Here is a 20,037-nt window from a genome sequence, read left to right on the forward strand (position 1 = left end):
AGGACTCAGCCGAAGCGGCCCGAGATGTAGTCCTCCGTGGCCTTCTGGGTGGGGTTGGAGAAGATCTTCTCGGTGTCGTCGATCTCGATGAGCTTGCCCGGCTTGCCGGTGGCCTCGAGGTTGAAGAACGCCGTCTGGTCGCTCACGCGCGCAGCCTGCTGCATGTTGTGCGTGACGATGACGATCGTGAAGTCCTTCTTCAGCTCGGTGATGAGGTCCTCGATCGCGAGCGTCGAGATCGGATCGAGCGCCGAACACGGCTCGTCCATCAGCAGGACGTCGGGCGAGACCGCGATGGCGCGGGCGATGCACAGACGCTGCTGCTGACCACCGGACAGGCCGCCGCCGGGCTTGTCGAGGCGGTCCTTGACCTCGGTCCACAGGTTCGCGCCGCGCAGCGACTGCTCGGCGATCTCGTCGAGCTTCTTCTTGTCGCGCATGCCCTGCAGTTTGAGGCCGGCCACAACGTTGTCGCGGATCGACATCGTCGGGAACGGGTTGGGCCGCTGGAACACCATGCCAATCGTCTTGCGGACGCCGACCGGGTCCACGCTGGAGCCGTAGATGTCCTCGCCGTCGAGCAGCACGGAACCCTCGACGCGAGCACCCGGCGTCACCTCGTGCATGCGGTTGAGCGAGCGCAGCACCGTCGACTTGCCGCAGCCCGACGGGCCGATGAACGCGGTGACGCTGCGCGGGGGCACCGACAGCCCGACATCGGCGACGGCGTGGAACTTGCCGTAGTAGATGTTGACGTCCTTGAGATCCAGACGCTTGGCCATTATCGGCTCCCTACTGATGCGAGCGTCAGCTCGAGTATGTGCTTACGAGGTTCGGGGGTTGCGGTGGCTGTGTCGATCGCCGCGTGTTCGCTGCTCACTTGTTGCGCACCGACGCGAAGTGTCCGATGGTCTTGGCGACGATGTTGAGGACCGCGATGAGGAGGATGAGGGTCAGGGCCGCACCCCAGATCCGGTTGGAGCCTGCGTCGGTGGGGTTGTTCATCTCCGCGACCATCACGCCGGGCAGCGTGCCCATCTCGCCGCCGAACAAGTTGAAGTTGATGAACGGCGCGTAGCCCACCAGGATCAGCAGCGGCGCGGTCTCGCCGAGCACGCGGGCCAGGGCGAGCATGACGCCGGTGATGATGCCGGGCAGCGCGGTCGGAACGACGATGCGGGCGATGGTCTTCCACTTGGGAACACCCAGGGCGTACGACGCCTCGCGCAGATCGTTCGGCACGATGCGCAGCATCTCCTCCGTGCTGCGGACCACGACGGGGACCATCAGCAGCACCAGTGCCAGCGACACCGCGAACGCCGACTTGGGGAAGCCGAACGTCGCGATCCACAGCGCGTAGATGAACAACGCCGCGACGATCGAGGGCACACCCGAGAGGATGTCGACCATGAACGTCGTGAGCTTGCCGAGTCGCGAATTGCCCGCGTACTCCACGAGATAGACGGCGACGAATAGGCCGAGCGGAACCGACAACGCGGCGCACACGAGTCCCTGCATGAGGGTGCCGATGAGGGCGTGGTAGATGCCGCCGCCCTCGGCCGACCCGGAGAGCCCGCTCAGCGAGTGCGTGAACCACGTCTGTGTCGTGATCGCGCCGATGCCCTTGACGACCACGGTCCACAGCACCCACACGAGCGGCACGAGCGCGACGAGGACGGACAGGGTCACCAGCACGGTAGCGGTGAGATTGGTGGCTCGGCGGCGGAGTCCGACGCCCTGGAACGCGGGTGCCTTGATCGGCTTGTCGAGGACGCTGGTCATCGGTCAGTCCCGCTTTCCGGCGATCGCAGCACGCGCCGCCGCGTTGACCACGAAGGTGAGCACGAAGAGGACCAGGCCGGCGGCGATGTACGCGCCCGCCTGGATGTTGTTGTTGAACTCGGCGTAGCCGAGGGCGATCTTGGATGCGATCGTCGAACCGCTGTCGAACAGGGATCCACCGAACGACTGCGACGTCGTGCGCAGGATCATGTACAACGCCATCGTCTCGCCGAGCGCGCGGCCGAGGCCGAGCATGGAGCCGCTGATGTAGCCGGACTTGCCGAACGGGATGACAGTGGTGCGCACCACTTCCCAGCGGGTGGCGCCGAGCGCCAGCGCGGCCTCGACGTGCGCCTTGGGGGTCTGCGCGAACACCTCGCGGGTCACTGCGGTGATCACCGGCAGGATCATCACCGCGAGCACGATGCCGGCGGTGAAAATGGTGCCGCCGCCGCGAATCGAACCGGTCCCGTCCGCGAAGATCGGGATCCACCCGAGATTCTCGTTGAGCCACACCGCAACCGGTGCAATCGCGGGAGCGAAGATCAGCAGACCCCACAGGCCGTACACGATCGACGGCACCGCCGCGAGCAGGTCGATGACGTATGCGAGCGGGCGCGCCAACTTCTTCGGCGCGTACTCGGTGAGGAAGATCGCGATGCCGAGGGCAACCGGCATCGCCAGTACGAGGGCGAAGACCGAGACCATCACGGTCACCTGCAGCAGATCCAGGACACCGAACGCCATCGCGTTGATGTTCTCGGTGTCCCACGCCCGGCTGGTGAGGAAGTTGACCTCGTTGCGCTGCAGTGCGGGGACCGCACGCCAGATCAGGAAGATGCCGACCGCGGCGACGAGCAGCGTGATGAAGACCGCCGATCCCGACGCCAGCGATCCGAAGATCCGGTCGCCGGGTCGAGTGACCGTCTTGTTCTTCGTGGCCTGTGGGGTACTGATCGGGGCCTCCGGGTTACCGTGCGGACCGCCCACCCCGGCCCCGCCGTCCGCGGGGTCGGAGGCGCGTGGTGTCGACCTTGTGCTCGCGTCAGTCATCTGCGCTCACATTCTCCGTCTGAATATAGATGGGCGGTCCGTCGAACGATCGTTCCGATCAGGCGGAGATCGCGGAGATCGACTCGTTGATCTTGGCGCGGAAGGATTCCGGCAGCGGCACGTAGCCCTGCTCGGCCAGCGTCTGCTGTCCCTCGTTCGCGGCGCTGGCCAGGAACGACTTCACGGCATTGGCGGTGGCGGCGTCGTAGCCCTTGGAGCACACGATCTCGTAGGTCGCGAGGACCAGCGGGTAGGCGCCGGCTTCCTTGGTGCCGTAGATCGACTTCAGGTCGAGTGTGAGGTCACCGACACCCGAGCCCTTGAAAGCTGCATTCGCGATGGCCTTGGACGCCGTCTCCTGCGTGAGCTTCACCGCGCCGGCGCCCGTGTCGATCTGCGCGGAGGGCAGCTTCTGCTGATCCGCGAAGGACTTCTCGACGTACGTGATCGAACCGGGGGCAGTCGCAACGGCCTGCGCGACACCGGCCGAGCCCTTCGCGCCCTCGCCGACGCCGCCCTTGAAGTCGGAGCCGGCACCCTGGGTCCACGCACCGCCCGACGCCGTCTCGAGGTACTGCTGGAAGTTGTCGCTCGTGCCGGACGAGTCCGAACGCACGATCGGGCTGATCTTCTCGTCGGGCAGTGTGACGCCGGAGTTCAGCGCCGCGATCGCCGGGTCGTTCCAGTTGGTGATGCCACCGTTGAAGATCTTTGCGATGGTCTCGCCGTTGAGCACCAGATCGTCGACACCATCGATGTTGTAGGCGATCGAGACGGGACCGAACACGAGCGGCAGGTTCCACGCGTCGTTGCCGGCGCAGCGGGCCTTGGCCTGATCGGCCTGCTCGCCCTTGATCGCCGAGTCGGACCCGGCGAAGTCGATGTTCTTCGCGATGAACTGCGTGCGGCCGTCGCCGGAGCCGCTGGGGTTGTACGCGACGTTGACGCTCTTGCCCTTCTGCTGGCAGGCCGCGATGTAGGTCGAGGTGAACTCGTCCATCGCGTTCTTCTGCGCAGACGATCCGGCGCCGGAGAGCTTCTCCTTGCCGTCACACAGGGCGGTGGACGCCGACGTGTCGACGGTGGACGACGCCGCGTTGTTGTCGCTGCCGCACGCGGTCAGAGACATCGCCGTCACGGCACCGACAGCTACCACTCCGAGCAGTGCGCCCTTACGGTCGAGATTCACCCTGGTCCTCCGCTGGTCTAGCGTCCCGCCCAGTGTCGGGCGGCATGGGAAGCGCGGGACGTTGGCGACCCGCGCCGGGCGACGTTTCGCCACCCTGGCCAGAAAGGTAGGGGGGCACGGTAGCCAGCGGGACCCGGTTCGGTGAACGGAAGATGAACACCCACGGTAAACCTGCCGAGATGTGAATCACACCGACCGAAAGAGCTGATCAGGACTGCGCGGCGTACGCGACATCCACGTGAAATCGCTCGAATCCGAGACGCTCGTACGTGCGCAGCGCGGCGGTGTTGTCGCCCTCGACGTACAGCAGCACGGTGTCCAGTCCACGGTCGCGCAGATAGCGCAGCCCCGCGAGGGTGAGCACCCGGCCCAGGCCCCGGCCCTGCGCGTCGGGGTCGATCCCCACCACGTACACCTCGCCGAGCGCGGGGGTGCCGTTCTCCGGCGCGTGCACCTTCGTCCAGTGGAAGCCGAGCAGGCGATGGGGGTCGCCGCCGGAGCCCTCCGACGGGTACGCCAGGAACAACCCCTCCGGGTCGAACCACGCCTCGGAGCGGCGCTCGTCGATCTCGCGCTGCGTCCACGTCCCCTGCTCCGGATGCCACGCGAACGCGGCCGCGTTGACCCGCAGCAGTTCGGCGTCGTCCTCCGGTCCGCGATACGTCCGCAGCGTGACACCGTCCGGCACCACGACGTCGGGCAGTTCCGGGGTGGTGAGCGAGCGGCGCAACTGCAGCAACTCGCGCGCACCCGACAGGCCCAGCCGGCGCGCGACGGCGACCGCGGCGGGCAGATTGCCGTGTGCCCACACCCGCGTTCCCGGACCACCGGCCTCGAGCACCCCGGACACCAGACGTCCGCCGACTCCGGCGCCGCGCTCGGACGGGTCCACCACCACCTCCGCCATCGCGGGATGGTCGGCGTGCCCGGGTTCGAGCTGCGCGTAGCCCACGACCCGGCCGTCGACCGTGCAGACCAGGTGGCGCGCAGGCCCGTCCGTGGTGAGCGCGTGCACGGCCTGTTCCGAGATGGGCGCCGTGCCGTCGACCGTCGTGGCCTGCGCGATCATCGCGCGAACCGCGTCGACCGGCGGTGAATCGATCCAGTCGAGCTGTTGCACGGTCATCAATACGCCGATCCGTTGGTGGGTGTCAGGTCGGTCTCCCCGGAGTCGTCCGACATATCCGGGTCGTCCACGGCGGGCCCGGGCCTGGCTGCGGCACGCGCGGGACGCACAGCCTTGTAGCCGACGTTGCGGACGGTGCCGATCAGCGACTCGTACTCGGTGCCGAGCTTGGCGCGCAGCCGTCGCACGTGGACGTCAACGGTGCGGGTGCCACCGAAGAAGTCGTAACCCCAGACCTCCTGCAGCAACTGGGCGCGGGTGAAGACCCTGCCGGCGTGCTGCGCGAGGTACTTGAGGAGTTCGAACTCCTTGTAAGTCAGATCGAGGGGCCGTCCCCGCAGTCGTGCGGTGTACGTCCCCTCGTCGATGACCAGCTCGCCGAGCGTGATCTTGCCCGCAGCCTCGGGGCTCGCCACCCCGCCGTTGCGGCCGACCAACAATCGCAGTCGCGCGTCCAGTTCGGCGGGGCCGGTCGACGGCAACAGGATGTCGTCGAGCCCCCAGTCGGAATTCACCGCGACCAAGCCGCCTTCGGTGAGTACGGCTACGACCGGAATCGCAGATCCGGTGCTGCCGAGCAGCCTGCACAGGCCGCGCGCGGCGGCCAGGTCAGTGCGGGCATCGACGAGTGCCACATCCGCCGCGCCCGCCTCCAGCAACGACGAAACTTCCGTCGGAGCGGGGCGCACGGAGTGCGACAGCAATGCCAACGAGGGCAGCACCGTATCGGGATTGGGGTCGGAGGTCAGAAGCAACAGCTCCACTCAACCTCCCTCTCTGCGTCGCGAGTGCCGACGCAGGGGCCGACACCGAGTGGACCGACGTTCATGTTTCGGGGACAGATTAGCGCGAGTTCGACCAGGACCATCGCACCGGTGCCCGACGGACTCGGTAACAATGATGTGGTGCGCAAACTCATCATCGGCCTGGTATGCCTCGTCGGACTTGTCGTCGTCGTCGATTTCGGCGCCGCCGCCTACTCCGAGTTCCGGGTCTCACGCGCGCTACGGGAGGGCGGATCGCTCAACGCGGACCCCGAGGTGACCATCCACGGATTCCCGTTCGTCACGCAGGCGTGGAACGGCAAGTACGAGAACATCGAGATCCGTGCGCAACAGGTCGAGGCCGACATGATCGGCGAGGTCACGATCGAGGCGACCCTCAACGGGGTCTCCGTCCCGCCGTCCGCACTGATCGACGGCTCGGTCCACACAGTTCCGGTCGATCATCTCGAGGGCCGCATGAAGATCGACGCCACCGACCTCGGCAAGTTCCTCGGCATCCCCGACCTGCAGGTTTCCGCACCACCGGCAAGTAAGTCCGACGGCACCGGCGGGTCCGGCGGATCCGGTTCCACCACCGACGACGGCGGCATCGTGCTCACCGGCACGGTTCCGGTCGGACCGCTGCAGACTTCGGTGAGCGTGCAGGCGGACCTGGTGCTGCGCGGCGAGCAGTTGATGATCGTCGCCACCGATTTCAACTTCGACCCCACCGGCGAGTCCGAGTTCACGGTGCCGGCCCCGTTGCGCCAGCAGGTGCTCGACCGCTTCACCAAGACGATCGACCCGCAGTCGCTGCCGTTCGGCATCATGCCCACCGATGTGTACGCGCAGGGGTCGCAGATCGTCATCGAGGGAAGCGGCGACGACCTGACGATCAACCTCGACGAGTTGCAGGCCCAGCTGTGACCGCTCTCATCATTCTCGTCGCGGCGGTCGCGGCGACGGTGGCCGTGGGGTTGGTCCTGCAGTCCCGCGCCGGCAAGGTTCGCGCCTCCACACCGTCGACCACCGGAGTGGTGGACGACGAACGGGCAGCCCAGTTCGCGGCCGCCGGTGTCACCGCGACCGGACGACCGATCGTGCTGCATTTCTCGGCCGACTGGTGCGGCCCGTGCGCCGCCGTCCGACGCGTCGTCGAACAGGTCGTCTCTCGCCTCGGCACCGACGCCGACGGCCTCCCCGCCGCCACCGAGGTGGAACTCGACATCGACCGGCATCCCGCTCTGGCAAAGACTCTGGGCGTCCTGTCGCTGCCGACGACCTTCATCCTCGACGGCGCGCTCACCGAGCGATTCCGGATTTCCGGGGTACCGTCCGCCGCCGATCTCGAGACTGCGCTCGCGCCCCTACTCCAAACAGGGCACCCCGATTCCTGAAAAACCGGGTACGCTGCACCACGTGTACGCCAACCACGAGCTGATGCTCACCCGTCGCCGCGCAGTCGATCTGTGCCGCCTCGGTGGTTGTTGCTGTCCCTGCTGCTGATCACGCAGACGGTCTGTTTTCTGCCCAGCGCTTCTCGCTGAGATCCCCGTCCGTGATCGGTGAATCCCCGAGTCCGGTCCCTGCCGCGATTTCCCGGCGGCATGTCAACAATCGGTAGCCCGCAGGAGCACTCCACAATGGCATCTCCCACGTCCACACTCACGGCCCAGCAGGTCGACATCCGGGGTCCGCGCTTCGCCGCATGGGTCACCACCGCCGTCCTGGTCGTGGTGCTGGCGCTGTCGACGGGCTCCACACTCGCCGCAGGCCTGCTGCTGGCCGCGCAGGCCGTGGTCTTCGCGATCGGCGCCGTCGCCGGTCCCCGCCGCAGCCCGTACGGCCGGTTGTTCGCGGCCTTCGTCGCACCACGACTGAGCCCGACGGTCGAGCGCGAACCCGTCGCCCCGCTGCGTTTCGCGCAGGGAGTCGGCCTCGCTTTCGCCGCCGTCGGCACGGTCGCCTTCCTGCTCGGCGCGGGAGTCGTCGGCGGCATCGCGACCGGCTTCGCGCTGTTTGCCGCGCTGCTCAACGCCGCCTTCGGCATCTGCCTCGGCTGCCAGATCTACCCGCTGGCCGCCCGCCTGCGCGGCGGCACCACGCCCAGCGCAGCCTGACCCGACGTTCCGGATTCCGCCCACGGTACGAGCCTGTGCCCGTACGGATTCCGCACGCTCCACCGCTCTCCAACCCGTTCTCACCCGCCGTTCCACCATCGAAAGGACACTTCATGGCTCGCTCCGACGTCCTGGTCTCCGCAGACTGGGCAGAGCAGAACCTCAACGCTCCCAAGACCGTCTTCATCGAGGTCGACGAGGACACCGCCGCCTACGAGAGCAGCCACATCGAGGGCGCGATCCGGCTCGACTGGCGCAAGGATCTGCAGGACGGCGTCCGCCGCGACTTCCTGAACCAGGAGCAGTTCTCGGCCCTGCTGTCCGCCAAGGGCGTCGCCAACGACGACACCGTGGTCCTGTACGGCGGCAACAACAATTGGTTCGCCGCCTATGCGTACTGGTACTTCAAGCTGTACGGCCACCAGGACATCAAGCTGATCGACGGCGGCCGCAAGAAGTGGGAACTCGACGGCCGTCCGCTGTCGAGCGAGACCGTCACTCGTCCGGCCACCGAGTACAAGGCTGCCGCAGCCGACACCTCGATCCGCGCGTTCCGTGACGACGTGATCGCCGCGATCGGTTCGGCCAACCTGGTCGACGTCCGCTCCCCCGACGAGTTCTCGGGCAAGATCCTGGCCCCGGCCCACCTTCCGCAGGAGCAGGCGCAGCAGCGCGGACACGTCCCGGGCGCCATCAACATCCCGTGGAGCACCACCGCCAACGAGGACGGCACCTTCAAGTCCGACGAGGCCCTCGCGAAGCTGTACGCGGACAAGGGCTTCGACGAGACCAAGGACACCATCGCCTACTGCCGCATCGGCGAGCGCTCGAGCCACACCTGGTTCGTGCTGCAGGAGATCCTCGGCAAGCAGAACGTGAAGAACTACGACGGCAGCTGGGTCGAGTACGGCTCACTGGTCGGCGCACCGATCGAGTTGGGAGCATAAGAGATATGTGCGGAGCACCTGTTCAGACCCAGACCCTGCCCGCGGGCGTCAACGTCGAGAAGGAAACCGTCATCACCGGCCGCGTCGTGGCCGCTGACGGTCAGCCGGTGGGCGGCGCATTCGTCCGCCTGCTCGACGGCACCGACGAGTTCACCGCCGAGGTCGTCGCATCCGCGACCGGCGACTTCCGCTTCTTCGCCGCGCCCGGCACCTGGAAGGTGCGCGCGCTGTCGAGCACCGGCAACGGTGACGTGACGATCAATCCGGACAGTGCCGGCGTCTACGCCGTCGACGTGACCGTCGCCAAGTAGGTCGATACCGAACTGAGAAGGGGGCACCACTCCGCTCGGAGTGGTGCCCCTTTTTCCGTCGTCTAGCCCCCGGCCGCCGGGAGGGTGTCGATCCAGTCGGTGACCCTCCCGCTGTCGCCGAGAAGCGGGGCGGGACCGGGAAGCCAGTACAGGATGTGCTGGAGCGGACCCAGCACGATGTACGGCTTCACGATCAGGTCGACGATGCCGCGATTGTCCTCGAGGAACCCGGCGCCCTCCGCTGCCAGCTTGGCCCGGACCACCTCGGCACCCGGGCCACGAGCCCAGGCATCCAGTGCGGCAACGCGTTCCGGAGTGGCCTCAGCAGTCGCCGCATCGTCGCGGTACGTCTGGTCCGCAACCGTGCGCAGAACGTCGAGCAGCGACTCGCCGGACGTGAACCAGTCCTCGCGGGAGACGATGTGGGCGATCGCGCGCGCAGACATGTCGGAGGCGACACGGCCGAAGTCCGCGAACGTCTGCACGGGGTTGAGGATCGTGAACCGCATCTGCCCCAGAACCCCGAGCGCGAGTTCGAGCAGCGCGACGTCCGGCGGGGCGTCGCACGCGATGTCCATCGGACGGCAGTCGTAGAGGATCTTGCCGTCGAGCGCGCCGTAGTCGGCCGGCTCCGACGCCATGAAGCCGCCACCGGCCGGGCCCGGTTCGCCGAGTGACGGTGTCCCGGCGGGCCGGTACGGGTCACCGACCAGCGCGACACCGGCGATGTCGGCGGCGGTGACCGCCGCTGACGCTCCCCGGTGACCGATGTCGCGCGAGACGCGCTCGGTGACTTCGGCACCCACGCTGTAGCCGAGCAACGCAAACCTCGTCGCAGTGCCGCACTGGGTCTTCTTCTCGTCCAGGATCCGGTTCAGCGACGTCACACCGGCCGCCACCGAATCCTGGTACGTCGGCACATCCGACAGCAGGCCCAGGCCGTACGTCGACGGGTACGGCACGTACACCCACCCGACCCTGCCGGGTTGCTCACGGTTGGCCTCCCCGAGCGGCACCGTGACCTGGTTGAGCCAGTTGGACCCCGGCACCCGGTCCTTGTCGTCGAACGGATCGCGATCGGCGGTCGAATCCCCGGCACCCGACGTCGCGACCACCAGAATGTCGGGACAGTCGGCCCCGTAGTTGTTCGGATTCACGGTCGGCGTGCGCGTCGAACCCGATCCGGAGTCCGCCGATCCCTCCGCCGCTGCAGCGACACCGGTCCCGAGCAGCATCACCGCGGTGAGCAGCCCACCCAGAGTGCACGCGACCGCCCGACACCTCGTCCGACTCATCGACACCTCCGACCGTTCGCACCACTGCAGACGTGGCTGATCTTGTTCCGTTGGCGATTCGGGAGCACCGTACTCCCGCATTTCGGGCGTCGAGGCGGATTCCGCCGGATCGATTCACCCGACCGCACAGTCCCGTCCGATTTCTGACGCCGCGGGGACGCGGTCTAAGATGGGCCCGTGGTCATCTTCTTCGAGGTTCTCCTGGTTCTTGCTGCCATCCTGATCACCTGGTTCTCGCTGTACGTCGTGTACCGACTGGTCACCGACAAGCCGTGAATCAGGATCCGGACGCGGGCTCAGAAAAGCAGCCTGACGACACCGAGTCGCACGTTGTCCGTGGCAGCGGCGACCGTGCAGTCGCGGCTGCCGAAGAGCGCGCGAAGGACACGGCGGGACGCAACATCCCGACGCTGCCCGATCTCCCCCTGCCCGAGGACACCGCGAATCTGCGACTCGGGCCGGACCTGAACCCCGGCATGCTCGCGCTCCTGCCGCTCGTCGGCGTGTGGCGCGGCGAGGGCGAGGGTCACGACCCGGAGACCGGCGACTACCCGTTCGGCCAGCAGATCATCATCTCGCACGACGGCGAGAACTACCTGGCGTGGGATTCCCGCAGCTGGCGTCTGGATGCCGACGGCGGTTACGTCGGCCCCGATCAGCGCGAGAGCGGCTTCTGGCGGGTCGCCGGCGACGGCATCCCCGGCAGCACCAACGAGGAAGTCGTCGAGCTCCTCCTCACGCACGCGTCCGGCGTCGTCGAACTGTTCTACGGTCAGGCGCTCACGCAGTCGTCGTGGGAACTCGCGACCGACGTCGTGATCCGCAGCGAGTCCGGTGAGCTCATCGGTGGGGCCAAGCGCCTCTACGGCATCGTCGAAGGCGGCGATCTGGCATACGTCGAGGAGCGCGTCGTCGCCGACGGCCCCCTCGCGCCGCGGTACTCCGCACGCCTCCAGCGCTACATCGGCTGACCACCCCAGAACAGCAGCGACCCCCGGGCCCGTCCACGAGACGAAGCCCGGGGGTTTCGCATTTCGTGGAGTTCCGATCTGGACGTGACCGGAGGGCTCGGGGGTCGGGTAGCTGCCTGGGATTCGCCAGCCGTCGTGCGGTCAGTGATCCCGAGAGCATCGTGGCTAGCGGACAGCCACCTCACGTGTCCGTTTGTCATTCAACTTCAGACCACCTCCTTCCTCGCGTAAGCCCGAAGTTACGCCCGCGGCGCGGACTCGGCAACGGGTTTTTCGGTCGAGGTGGCCTTCGCAACGAGACGAGCCCCGCCCCGGACAGTGCCGGGACGGGGCTCATTCGGTGCGCCAACGGGCGTTCACGGCACGCTTTTACGCTCCGGGCGTGCCGTGACTTCCCGTTCGGGGCGGACTAGCTCATGTTGCCGAGCACGTTGCCCAGGATTCCGCCGACCACGTTGGAGATCGAACCCTGGGGGTCGGTCAGAGAACCGAAGACCTGACCACCGACGCCGATGCCCTCGAGGCTGCCCGTGCCGGCCTCGACGGGATTCGGCTGACGGATCGTGACGCACACGCCCATCGGGTTGATGTTCCAGTCGCCGGCCGCGAGCACGATGTTGGTGCCCGCGCCGCTGTCCAGCTTGCTGCCGACCACGGCGTTGTCCGGGACCTTGTACGTGGTTTCCAGGGCGATGACTCCGCCGCCCGCCGTGGTCCACCCGGTGCCCTTGGCGATGACGGCATTGTTGCCGACGACGGCGGTGCCCGTGACGTCCTCCCACTGCTGGCCCCCGAGGACCCACTTGACGTTCACGCGCGCCTTCACCAACTGGAAGCCGGCCGGGTGGAAGTCGCGGATCTGGTTCACGAGCGCCCCCGAACCGGACACCTTCGTGAGGTAGGTGACGGTGTGGCCCGGTGCGGCAGTGCCGTCGCCGACGATCTCCTTGCTCACGGTGTACGGCGTCCCGAAGGAGCCGGGCCAACTGTCAGTGACCGACTGGTTGAGCGCGCATGCGGGCGTGGCCTGTGCCACCGACGTTCCCAGGCCAACGGTGACGCCGGCGGCGAGGATCGCCATCGAGGCGGTTGCGGCGACGGCGTGGCGTAACGAGCGACGTGACATATAAAGCTCCGTTCAGTGGGGTGTGAAGTCCAGCCTGAGGGGGAAGGTAGAACGTGTTTCAGTATCGAGAGTGCAACTCGGCCAAGTTGCCCAATCCGCAGTGAAGTCGCTCACATACTAGCTACGAATTCGGACGTACGTCCAGAAATCTAGCACCGAGGTGGCAGGCACTTTTCATCGTCTCGCTGCAGGTAACGCGCTCACCCTCGCAAACGATCACTGGAAAACTGGAACGTGTTACACCCACGGAGGCAGGGCGTGGAGGGGAAGGACCCCGAGGTCAGGTGTGGCGTCCGACACCGAGCGGTTCGCCCGGACTGACACCGTCTCCCATTCCGGCCGGTCCGCCACCCACGGTGACAACTCGATCCGGGCGTGCATCCGCGGGCAACTGGTGCGTGACCAGCACGACGGTGCGGGCGGGATCGACCAGCGCGCCGCGCCGGTCGAGCAACTCCCGCAGGATCTGCGCGCCGTCCGTCGCGTCGAGATGCTCGGTGGGCTCGTCGAGCAGCAACACCCGGGCGGGCGATACGAGCGCCCGGGCGAGCAGCAGACGTCGGCGCTGGCCGCCCGAGATCGCGCGGGCCCCGCCACCGAGCATCGTGTGGACCCCGCGCGGCAGCCCTGCCACCCACTCCCCCAGACCCACGGTCCGCAGCGCCTCGACGGCGCCGGCCTCGTCGAGATCGCCACGTGCCACCCGCAGGTTCTCGAGCACGGAAGTGTCGAACAGGTGGGCGTCCTCCGCGAAGAATCCGATCTCGCGGCGCAGCTCGTCCGGCCGGAAGTCGGCGAGCGGGTCGCCGTCGACGGTCACCGTTCCGGACAACGGCGGCAGCAGTCCCGCCACCGTCATCAGCAGCGTGGTCTTGCCTGCACCACTACCGCCGACGACCGCGACGCGCGCGCCCGGGGGCAGGTCGAGGTCCAGTGGCGCGGTCACCCTGTCGCCGCCGGGCCACCCGCACCGCACGTCCTGGATGCGAACATGCGCCGGATCGGGTGGCGTCCGCGTGCCGCCGGGATGCGACTCGCCTGCACGATCGAGGAGCGCGAGAATCCGCGACGACGCGATCCGTGCACGGGTCAGCGCGACGGCCGCCGCAGGCAGCGCACCCGTCGCCTCGAATGCGGCGAGCGGCACCAGGACGAGGATCGCCAGCGACATCGGTGTCATGGCGCCCGGCGAGCCGCCGTCCGGCCCGTACAGCGTGATGCCGATGAGTAGCGAGCCGAGCACGCTCGCACCGATGGCAAGCGGGGTAGCGGCAGCCGCGAAGGCGGCAGGCATCGCGGCGCGATCGGCGGCGCGGACGGCGGCGTCGTCGGCGGCCTCGGCGCGAGCGACGACGTCGTCGAGACGCCCGGCCACCCGTAGTTCGGCGGCGTGGTCCAACGCGGTGACGGCGGTTTCACTGAACAGTGCCGTCGCCGCGGCACTCTCGGACTCCGCAATACGCGCCGCGCGTGCCGACAGCCACGGCGCCAGGATCCCGGACACCGCCAGCGCGACGGCGAGCACGAGAGCGGCGGCCGGCGAGATCAGCCCCAGCACGAGCACCGCGGACAGCGCCATGACAACGGCGACCGCGATCGGCACCAGCGCCCGAATCACGACATCGCCGAGCGCATCGACGTCCGCGCCCGTGCGCGCGAGCAGATCGCCGCGACGCAACCCGGCGGCAGCCGCGGGGTCGCCGTCGGCCAGGCGCCGGTAGATCATGGTCCGCGCCGACGTCGTACCGCGCAGTGCGGCGTCGTGCGTCGCGAGACGTTCCAGGTAGCGGAAGACACCACGGGAGATACCCAGCGCGCGCACGGCCACCACCGCAACGGTGAGGTCGAGCACGGGCGGCATCTGCCACGCCTTGGTGATCAGCCAGGCCGACAGCGCGGCCAGGGCGAGTGCGCTGCCGAGCGTCGCGACGCCGGCCGCGATCGCCGCGAGGACTCGCTTCGATTGGAGGTCGAGCAGGCGGATCGCCCGCACCAGATCACGATTCATGTTGCTGCGCCCCGACTTCCTGCTGGGCCTCGACGTACACGACGCGATCGCCCACCGCGAGCACGGTCGGCCGGTGCCCGACCACCACGACGGTCCGTCCGTCCCGCGCCAGGTCGCGCAGCGAGTTCAACACGGTCCGCTCGGTGTCGTCGTCGAGGTGCGCGGTGGGCTCGTCGAGCAACAGCACCGGCCGCGGCGACACCAGCAGACGGGTCAGCGCGAGACGCTGGCGCTGACCGAGAGACAGGCCCAGTCCACCGGCCCCGACGACGCTCTCCCAGCCGCGCGGCAGTTCCGCGAGAACCACGTCGAATCCGGTTGCCCGACAAGCCTGGCGGAGTTCCTCGGAACCGAGATCCACAGTCCCCACGAGGGCGAGGTTCTCGGCCAAGGTGCCCGGCACGATCACCGGGTGTTGCGGCAGCCACGCGATCTGGTCCCACCACCGCGCCCGATCGAGATCGGCGACATCGACGTCGCCGACCCGCACCTCGCCCTCGACCGGTTCGGCGAGGCCCAGGATCACCTGCAGCGCCGTGGATTTCCCGGATCCGTTGGCGCCGGTCAGCACTGTCACCTCACCGGGCCGACACATCGCGTCCAGACGGTGCGGCGCGAGACCCGACCGCGAGTTCATACTGACTCCGACCAACTCGATGGAGTTGTCGTCGGGCACCGCGGAACCGGTTCCGGACGAGCGGCGCTCGGGCGCCTCGCCGATCACCGCGAATGCCTTGTTCGCCGCGGCGAGGCCGTCCTCGGCCGCATGGAACTGCGCCCCCACCATCCGCAGCGGCAGATAGACCTCGGGGGCGAGGATGAGCGCCACGATGCCGGGTTCGAGTTCCATGTTGCCGAACACCAGGCGCAGGCCGATGCTCACCGCGATGAGCGCCACCGACAGCGTCGCCAGCAACTCGAGCACCATCGAAGACAGGAACGCCACCCGCAGCGACGACATCGTCGTCTTGCGGTGCGCGTCGCCGAGTTCCCGCACCCGCGCGGCCGGGCCGTGTTCGCGGCCGAGGGCCCGCAGCGTCGGCAGGCCGGCGAGCAGATCCATCAGCTGACCCGAAAGGCGGGTCATCGCACCGAGATTCTCCTCGGACTTCCCCTTGGTCAGCAATCCGATGAGGATCATGAATACCGGGATCAGCGGCAGGGTGATCACGACGATCATCGCAGCCGTCAGGTCCTGCAGGATGATCACGAGCAGGGTCGCGGGGGTCAGCGTCGCCGCCAGGATCAGCGCCGGAAGGTAGCCGGTGAGGTACGGCGCGAGCCCCCGGATGCCTCGGGTGAGGACCGTGGCGATCTCGTCGCGGCGCGGATCGAGGTCCCGCGGCGACATCCGGGTCGCGGCCTCGAGCACCTCCACCTCGAGTTCCGCGACCACGCGGTTCGCGGAGCGGTGCGCGTAGCGCGCGTGCAGCCACGACGCCAGCGCCCGTACCGCGACGGCCACCGCCAGCCACGTGAGGTCGGTGCGCCAGTCCGCGAGGCTGCGCCGATCCGACGTGATGACCCCGGCGAGGATCGTGCCGATCAGCACCGCCGAGACGATCACCATCGCGACGTTCACCGCCGACAGCACCACCGTGAGGATCAGGTAGCCGCGCGCCGACGCCGAGTACTTCCACAGGCGCGGGTCGACGGGACCTCCACGCCGCTCTTTGCGGCGCCCCGCCCGTCGTGATCGGGCGGGGCGTTCGATCTGCGTACTCATCAGACCTTCGTGGATCCGGCCTTGCGCGGCAGCCCGATGGACGGCGGAATGTGCTTGGTGGAGATCCGCTTACGGAACACCCAGTACGTCCAGCCCTGGTAGATCATCACGATGGGCGTGAGGATCACGGCCGCCCACGTCATCACCTTCAATGTGTACGGACTCGACGACGCGTTCTCGATCGTGAGGTTGTATGCCTCGTTCGTCGTCGACGGCATCACGTTCGGGTACAGCGACGCGAACAGCAGCACCACCGTGGCGATCACCGCGAGCGTCGTGAACGCGAACGCCCAGCCCTCGCTCTCGGCGCGGGTGAGGAACACGACCGCGATCACCGCGACGGCCGCGAGCGCCACCAGGATCCACGTCCAGCCCTTGCCGTGGGCCAGCTGGGTCCACAGCACGAACCCGCCGGCGATCGGCACGGCCGGGATGGCGAGTTTCTTCGCGAGTTCCGCAGCATCGATGCGCACGTCGTCCGCCGTCTTGAGCGCGATGAACACCGCGCCGTGCAGCGCGAACACCAGCGCGGTGGTGATGCCGCCCAGCAGCGCATACGGATTGAGCAGATCGAAGAAGCTCGACGTCACCTTCTTGTCGGCGTTGATCTCGACGCCCCGGACGATGTTCGCGAAGGCCACACCCCACAGCACCGCCGGGACCCACGAGCCGATCATGATGCCCAGGTCGGCACGGGCCCGCCACTTGTCGTCGTCGATCTTTCCGCGCCATTCGATGGCCACGATTCGCAGGATCAGCGCCACCAGGATGATCAGCAGCGGTAGATAGAACCCTGAGAAGAGTGTTGCGTACCAGTCCGGGAACGCCGCGAACAGCGCACCACCGCCGACGATCAACCACACCTCGTTGCCGTCCCACACCGGTCCGATGGTGTTGAGCAGCACGCGGCGACGCTTCTCGGTCTTGCCCAGTACCGGCATCAGCATGCCGACACCGAAATCGAATCCCTCGAGCACGAAGTACCCGACGAAGAGCACCGCGATGAGAATGAACCAGAACTCCTGCAGTCCCATGACGGTCTCCTAGTAGGCGAACGAAAGTAGTTCGTCGGCTTCCGATTCGCCCGGTTCCCCGGGGCCACCGGCCTTCGGTTTCGGGCCCTCACCCGGCGGGTGCAGATCGTGTGGCGACGGCCCCTCGATCGCGTATCGGCGGATCAGATAGAACCACACGACACCCAGCGCGCCGTACAGCAGCGTGAACACCACGAGCGAGGTGACGACCAGCCCGACCGGGTGATCGGAGACGCCCTGGTCCACGGTCAATCGGATCAGGTCCACCCCGGTGGGATTGGGGTGCACCACCCAGGGTTGACGACCCATCTCGGTGAAGATCCAGCCCGCGCTGTTCGCGAGGAACGGCATCGGAATCGCAATGAGGCACAACCACTTGAACCAGTTCTGGTCCGGGACTCGGCCTCGCCGCGTGACCCAGAGTCCGGCCAGCGCCAGCGCGAGCGAACCGGCAGCCAAGCCGATCATCGCGCGGAACGACCAGTAGGTGACGAACAGGTTCGGGCGGTAGTTGCCGGGGCCGAACTGGTCCTCGTACTGCGCCTGCAGGTCCTCGACGCCTTGCAGCGTGACGCCACTGAACTTGCCCTCGGCCAGCCACGGCAGGACGTACGGCACCTTGATCACGTGGCTGACGCTGTCGCAGTTGTTGTGCGTCCCGACCGTGAGGATCGAGAAGTCGGGATCGGTCTCGGTGTGACACAACGACTCCGCAGAGGCCATCTTCATGGGCTGCTGCTGAAACATCAGCTTGCCCTGGACGTCGCCGGAGTAGATCACCCCGATGCCCGCGATGATCATCACGAGCATGCCCAGGCGGGCCGCCGGCCGGAACATTCCCCGCGCGTCCCGGGCCAGCGTCTCGGCCTCCTCCGGCGCCGCGGTCTTGGCCTTGCGCATGTTGCGCACCATCCACCAACCGGCGATACCGACCACGAAGGTCGCGGCAGTGAGGAAGCCGCCGGCGACGGCATGGAAGTACGCCGCGATCGCCGTGTTGTTGCTCAGCAACGCCCAGATGCTCTCGAGCTCGGCGCGTCCGGTCTCGGGATTGAAACGCGCGCCGACGGGGTGCTGCATGAACGAGTTGGCGACGATGATGAAGTACGCCGAAGCGTTCACACCGATCGCGGCCAGCCAGATGGTCGCGAGGTGCACGCCCTTCGGCAGTCTGGTCCAGCCGAAGATCCACAGGCCCAGGAAGGTCGATTCGAGGAAGAACGCGACGAGTCCCTCCAACGCCAGTGGCGCGCCGAAGACGTCGCCGACGAAGCGGGAGTACTCGCTCCAATTCATGCCGAACTGGAATTCCTGGACGATGCCTGTCGCGACACCGATCGCGAAGTTGATGAGGAAGAACTTGCCGAAGAACTTGGTGAGGCGATACCAATGGTCCTTCTTCGTCACCACCCACATGGTCTGCATGATCGCGACCAGTGGAGCCAGTCCGATCGTGAGCGGAACGAAGATGAAGTGGTAGACGGTGGTGATTCCGAACTGCCACCGCGAGACATCCAAGACATCCATGGCTACTCCGAAAACTCGGCCCGTAGGACAGGCTTCGGGGTCGAGGCGTGGGCGTCCGCTCGATCCCTGTTCACAAAGCTACTGCGGTGAGAAGCTCACCGCAGCTATTTGTTACTACGGAATGTAGTAGACCGAGTGGTTCCCGCCTAGCCCAGGTCAGTCCGAACCGACCGTCTCGACCGCCAACGCGACGAGGGAGGCAACATCCTCGGCCGCCGGAGCGGCTGGCAACACGAGCCCGTCGAGGGTGTGGACACGGGCCGCGAGCGTGACACTCGAGACCAGCCAGACACCTTCTGCCGCAATGAGATCAGCAGGAAAGAGGGGTGCGTACTCACACGCGTAACCCTTGTCCGGAGCCACCTCGAAGAGCGCCTTCTGCGTGGTGCCCGGCAGGATGCCCTGCGCCGGTGGCGGAGTGATCAAAGTCTTACCCCGAGCGACGATGACAGTGGAGCGTGGACCCTCGAGAACTCGGCCCTCGCTGCTCGTGAAGACGACATCGTCGGCGCCCTGGGACTGCGCGTGCCGCAGGGCCGCCATGTTGGTCGCGTACGACAACGTCTTCGCGCTCAACAGTTGCCACGGCGCCGACGCGGAGAGATCGACCGAATATCCTCGCGGCAGCGTCAGAACCGACACCCCGTCCTGTCTGGCCCGCAACACGCGCTCCGCGACCGCGCCGACGGTCACGAAAGCCGTCGGTCCGCCGCCGCCCTCGCGCCCCCGGCTGAGTACCAGTCGCATCCAGCCCTCGCGGTCGCGTCCCCACTCACGGGCCGCCGCCTCGACTGCACGGGTCCACAGACCGCGCCCGGGCCACGGTAGACCGAGGGCGCGCGCGGACTCCTCCAACCGATCGAGATGCAGGGCCTGCTTGCAGGCACGCCCGTCGCGCACCAGCAGTGTCTCGAACACGCCGTCGCCGCGGACCACCGCGAGGTCGTCCACGTGCAGCAGGGGCGTGCCGGCGTCCCGGACCTGCCCGTCGAGGGTCACCAGAACCAGCTCAGCCATGCGCCCACCATAGCCATCGACGCGTTGAGACCGGCCGGTCC

The 20,037-nt window shown here is 67.6% G+C and carries 19 protein-coding genes; 6 read left to right on the forward strand and 13 right to left on the reverse strand.

Going from position 1 to position 20,037, the window contains the following annotated elements:
- Nucleotides 1-5: 5 nt before the first annotated feature.
- From pstB to C8K36_RS10930, 6 genes are all read right to left on the reverse strand, one after another.
- Nucleotides 6-782 carry a phosphate ABC transporter ATP-binding protein PstB gene (gene pstB / locus C8K36_RS10905; RefSeq protein WP_107984501.1) on the reverse strand — a complete coding sequence of 259 codons (777 nt, stop codon included), beginning with the start codon at nucleotides 780-782 and terminating at the stop codon, nucleotides 6-8.
- Between the two features lie 94 nt (nucleotides 783-876).
- Nucleotides 877-1,782: a phosphate ABC transporter permease PstA gene (gene pstA / locus C8K36_RS10910; RefSeq protein WP_107984502.1), complete on the reverse strand. Its 906-nt coding sequence runs from the start codon at nucleotides 1,780-1,782 to the stop codon at nucleotides 877-879.
- Nucleotides 1,783-1,785: 3 nt separating this feature from the next.
- Nucleotides 1,786-2,835: a phosphate ABC transporter permease subunit PstC gene (pstC, locus tag C8K36_RS10915; protein ID WP_107984503.1), complete on the reverse strand. Its 1,050-nt coding sequence runs from the start codon at nucleotides 2,833-2,835 to the stop codon at nucleotides 1,786-1,788.
- Between the two features lie 58 nt (nucleotides 2,836-2,893).
- Nucleotides 2,894-4,024: a phosphate ABC transporter substrate-binding protein PstS gene (pstS, locus tag C8K36_RS10920; RefSeq protein ID WP_107984504.1), complete on the reverse strand. Its 1,131-nt coding sequence runs from the start codon at nucleotides 4,022-4,024 to the stop codon at nucleotides 2,894-2,896.
- Nucleotides 4,025-4,232: 208 nt separating this feature from the next.
- Complete coding sequence (mshD, locus tag C8K36_RS10925) at nucleotides 4,233-5,150, reverse strand: mycothiol synthase (protein ID WP_107984505.1); 918 nt, start codon at nucleotides 5,148-5,150, stop codon at nucleotides 4,233-4,235.
- On the reverse strand, nucleotides 5,150-5,914 hold the full coding sequence (locus tag C8K36_RS10930; RefSeq protein WP_107984506.1) for a winged helix-turn-helix transcriptional regulator: 765 nt from the start codon (nucleotides 5,912-5,914) through the stop codon (nucleotides 5,150-5,152). The genes mshD and C8K36_RS10930 overlap by 1 nt, the downstream gene beginning before the upstream one ends.
- A gap of 141 nt (nucleotides 5,915-6,055) precedes the next feature.
- Here C8K36_RS10930 and C8K36_RS10935 point away from each other — a divergent pair, with 141 nt between their 5' ends.
- From C8K36_RS10935 to C8K36_RS10955, 5 genes are all read left to right on the forward strand, one after another.
- Nucleotides 6,056-6,841, forward strand: a complete 786-nt coding sequence (locus C8K36_RS10935; RefSeq protein ID WP_181319522.1) for an LmeA family phospholipid-binding protein — start codon at nucleotides 6,056-6,058, stop codon at nucleotides 6,839-6,841.
- On the forward strand, nucleotides 6,838-7,311 hold the full coding sequence (locus C8K36_RS10940; protein WP_107984508.1) for a thioredoxin family protein: 474 nt from the start codon (nucleotides 6,838-6,840) through the stop codon (nucleotides 7,309-7,311). Before C8K36_RS10935 ends, C8K36_RS10940 begins: the two co-directional genes overlap by 4 nt.
- Nucleotides 7,312-7,557: 246 nt before the next feature.
- Nucleotides 7,558-8,034: a DUF4395 domain-containing protein gene (locus C8K36_RS10945; protein WP_107984509.1), complete on the forward strand. Its 477-nt coding sequence runs from the start codon at nucleotides 7,558-7,560 to the stop codon at nucleotides 8,032-8,034.
- 113 nt (nucleotides 8,035-8,147) lie between these two features.
- Nucleotides 8,148-8,981: a sulfurtransferase gene (locus C8K36_RS10950; protein WP_107984510.1), complete on the forward strand. Its 834-nt coding sequence runs from the start codon at nucleotides 8,148-8,150 to the stop codon at nucleotides 8,979-8,981.
- Between the two features lie 5 nt (nucleotides 8,982-8,986).
- Entirely contained in the window at nucleotides 8,987-9,292 is a 306-nt protein-coding gene (locus C8K36_RS10955) for a DUF1416 domain-containing protein (RefSeq protein ID WP_107984511.1), read from the forward strand.
- 62 nt (nucleotides 9,293-9,354) lie between these two features.
- On the opposite strand, the gene C8K36_RS10960 is transcribed toward C8K36_RS10955, so the two are convergent.
- Nucleotides 9,355-10,587, reverse strand: coding sequence for a cutinase family protein (locus tag C8K36_RS10960; RefSeq protein ID WP_107984794.1), 1,233 nt, complete (start codon nucleotides 10,585-10,587; stop codon nucleotides 9,355-9,357).
- 272 nt (nucleotides 10,588-10,859) lie between these two features.
- Between C8K36_RS10960 and C8K36_RS10965 the strand changes: the two genes are divergently transcribed.
- Nucleotides 10,860-11,558 (forward strand): FABP family protein, encoded by a 699-nt coding sequence (locus C8K36_RS10965; protein WP_107984512.1) that lies wholly within the window; start codon nucleotides 10,860-10,862, stop codon nucleotides 11,556-11,558.
- 409 nt (nucleotides 11,559-11,967) lie between these two features.
- Here C8K36_RS10965 and C8K36_RS10970 read toward each other — a convergent pair whose 3' ends face one another.
- From C8K36_RS10970 to C8K36_RS10995, 6 genes are all read right to left on the reverse strand, one after another.
- The gene (locus C8K36_RS10970) at nucleotides 11,968-12,684 is read right to left on the reverse strand and encodes a hypothetical protein (RefSeq protein WP_107984513.1); all 717 of its coding nucleotides are present in this window, start codon (nucleotides 12,682-12,684) and stop codon (nucleotides 11,968-11,970) included.
- Between the two features lie 280 nt (nucleotides 12,685-12,964).
- Nucleotides 12,965-14,692: a thiol reductant ABC exporter subunit CydC gene (gene cydC, locus C8K36_RS10975; RefSeq protein ID WP_107984514.1), complete on the reverse strand. Its 1,728-nt coding sequence runs from the start codon at nucleotides 14,690-14,692 to the stop codon at nucleotides 12,965-12,967.
- Entirely contained in the window at nucleotides 14,682-16,418 is a 1,737-nt protein-coding gene (cydD, locus tag C8K36_RS10980) for a thiol reductant ABC exporter subunit CydD (protein WP_107984515.1), read from the reverse strand. Before cydD ends, cydC begins: the two co-directional genes overlap by 11 nt.
- The gene (cydB, locus tag C8K36_RS10985) at nucleotides 16,418-17,452 is read right to left on the reverse strand and encodes a cytochrome d ubiquinol oxidase subunit II (protein ID WP_107984516.1); all 1,035 of its coding nucleotides are present in this window, start codon (nucleotides 17,450-17,452) and stop codon (nucleotides 16,418-16,420) included. Before cydB ends, cydD begins: the two co-directional genes overlap by 1 nt.
- 9 nt (nucleotides 17,453-17,461) lie before the next feature.
- Nucleotides 17,462-18,979: a cytochrome ubiquinol oxidase subunit I gene (locus C8K36_RS10990; protein WP_107984517.1), complete on the reverse strand. Its 1,518-nt coding sequence runs from the start codon at nucleotides 18,977-18,979 to the stop codon at nucleotides 17,462-17,464.
- 156 nt (nucleotides 18,980-19,135) lie between these two features.
- Nucleotides 19,136-19,996 carry an aminodeoxychorismate lyase gene (locus tag C8K36_RS10995; protein ID WP_107984518.1) on the reverse strand — a complete coding sequence of 287 codons (861 nt, stop codon included), beginning with the start codon at nucleotides 19,994-19,996 and terminating at the stop codon, nucleotides 19,136-19,138.
- Nucleotides 19,997-20,037: the final 41 nt, after the last annotated feature.

The sequence above is a fragment of the Rhodococcus sp. OK519 genome (genome assembly GCF_003051005.1).
In the GTDB taxonomy this organism is placed as follows: domain Bacteria; phylum Actinomycetota; class Actinomycetes; order Mycobacteriales; family Mycobacteriaceae; genus Prescottella.

Excerpts from the sequence above, each read along its gene's own strand:
- pstB (WP_107984501.1), bottom strand. The coding sequence starts at position 782 with ATGGCCAAGCGTCTGGATCTCAAGGACGTCAACATCTACTACGGCAAG.
- pstA (WP_107984502.1), bottom strand. The coding sequence starts at position 1,782 with ATGACCAGCGTCCTCGACAAGCCGATCAAGGCACCCGCGTTCCAGGGC.
- pstC (WP_107984503.1), bottom strand. The coding sequence starts at position 2,835 with ATGACTGACGCGAGCACAAGGTCGACACCACGCGCCTCCGACCCCGCG.
- mshD (WP_107984505.1), bottom strand. The coding sequence starts at position 5,150 with ATGACCGTGCAACAGCTCGACTGGATCGATTCACCGCCGGTCGACGCG.
- C8K36_RS10945 (WP_107984509.1), top strand. The coding sequence starts at position 7,558 with ATGGCATCTCCCACGTCCACACTCACGGCCCAGCAGGTCGACATCCGG.
- C8K36_RS10950 (WP_107984510.1), top strand. The coding sequence starts at position 8,148 with ATGGCTCGCTCCGACGTCCTGGTCTCCGCAGACTGGGCAGAGCAGAAC.
- C8K36_RS10955 (WP_107984511.1), top strand. The coding sequence starts at position 8,987 with ATGTGCGGAGCACCTGTTCAGACCCAGACCCTGCCCGCGGGCGTCAAC.
- C8K36_RS10960 (WP_107984794.1), bottom strand. The coding sequence starts at position 10,587 with ATGAGTCGGACGAGGTGTCGGGCGGTCGCGTGCACTCTGGGTGGGCTG.
- C8K36_RS10970 (WP_107984513.1), bottom strand. The coding sequence starts at position 12,684 with ATGTCACGTCGCTCGTTACGCCACGCCGTCGCCGCAACCGCCTCGATG.
- cydC (WP_107984514.1), bottom strand. The coding sequence starts at position 14,692 with ATGAATCGTGATCTGGTGCGGGCGATCCGCCTGCTCGACCTCCAATCG.
- cydD (WP_107984515.1), bottom strand. The coding sequence starts at position 16,418 with ATGAGTACGCAGATCGAACGCCCCGCCCGATCACGACGGGCGGGGCGC.
- cydB (WP_107984516.1), bottom strand. The coding sequence starts at position 17,452 with ATGGGACTGCAGGAGTTCTGGTTCATTCTCATCGCGGTGCTCTTCGTC.
- C8K36_RS10990 (WP_107984517.1), bottom strand. The coding sequence starts at position 18,979 with ATGGATGTCTTGGATGTCTCGCGGTGGCAGTTCGGAATCACCACCGTC.
- C8K36_RS10995 (WP_107984518.1), bottom strand. The coding sequence starts at position 19,996 with ATGGCTGAGCTGGTTCTGGTGACCCTCGACGGGCAGGTCCGGGACGCC.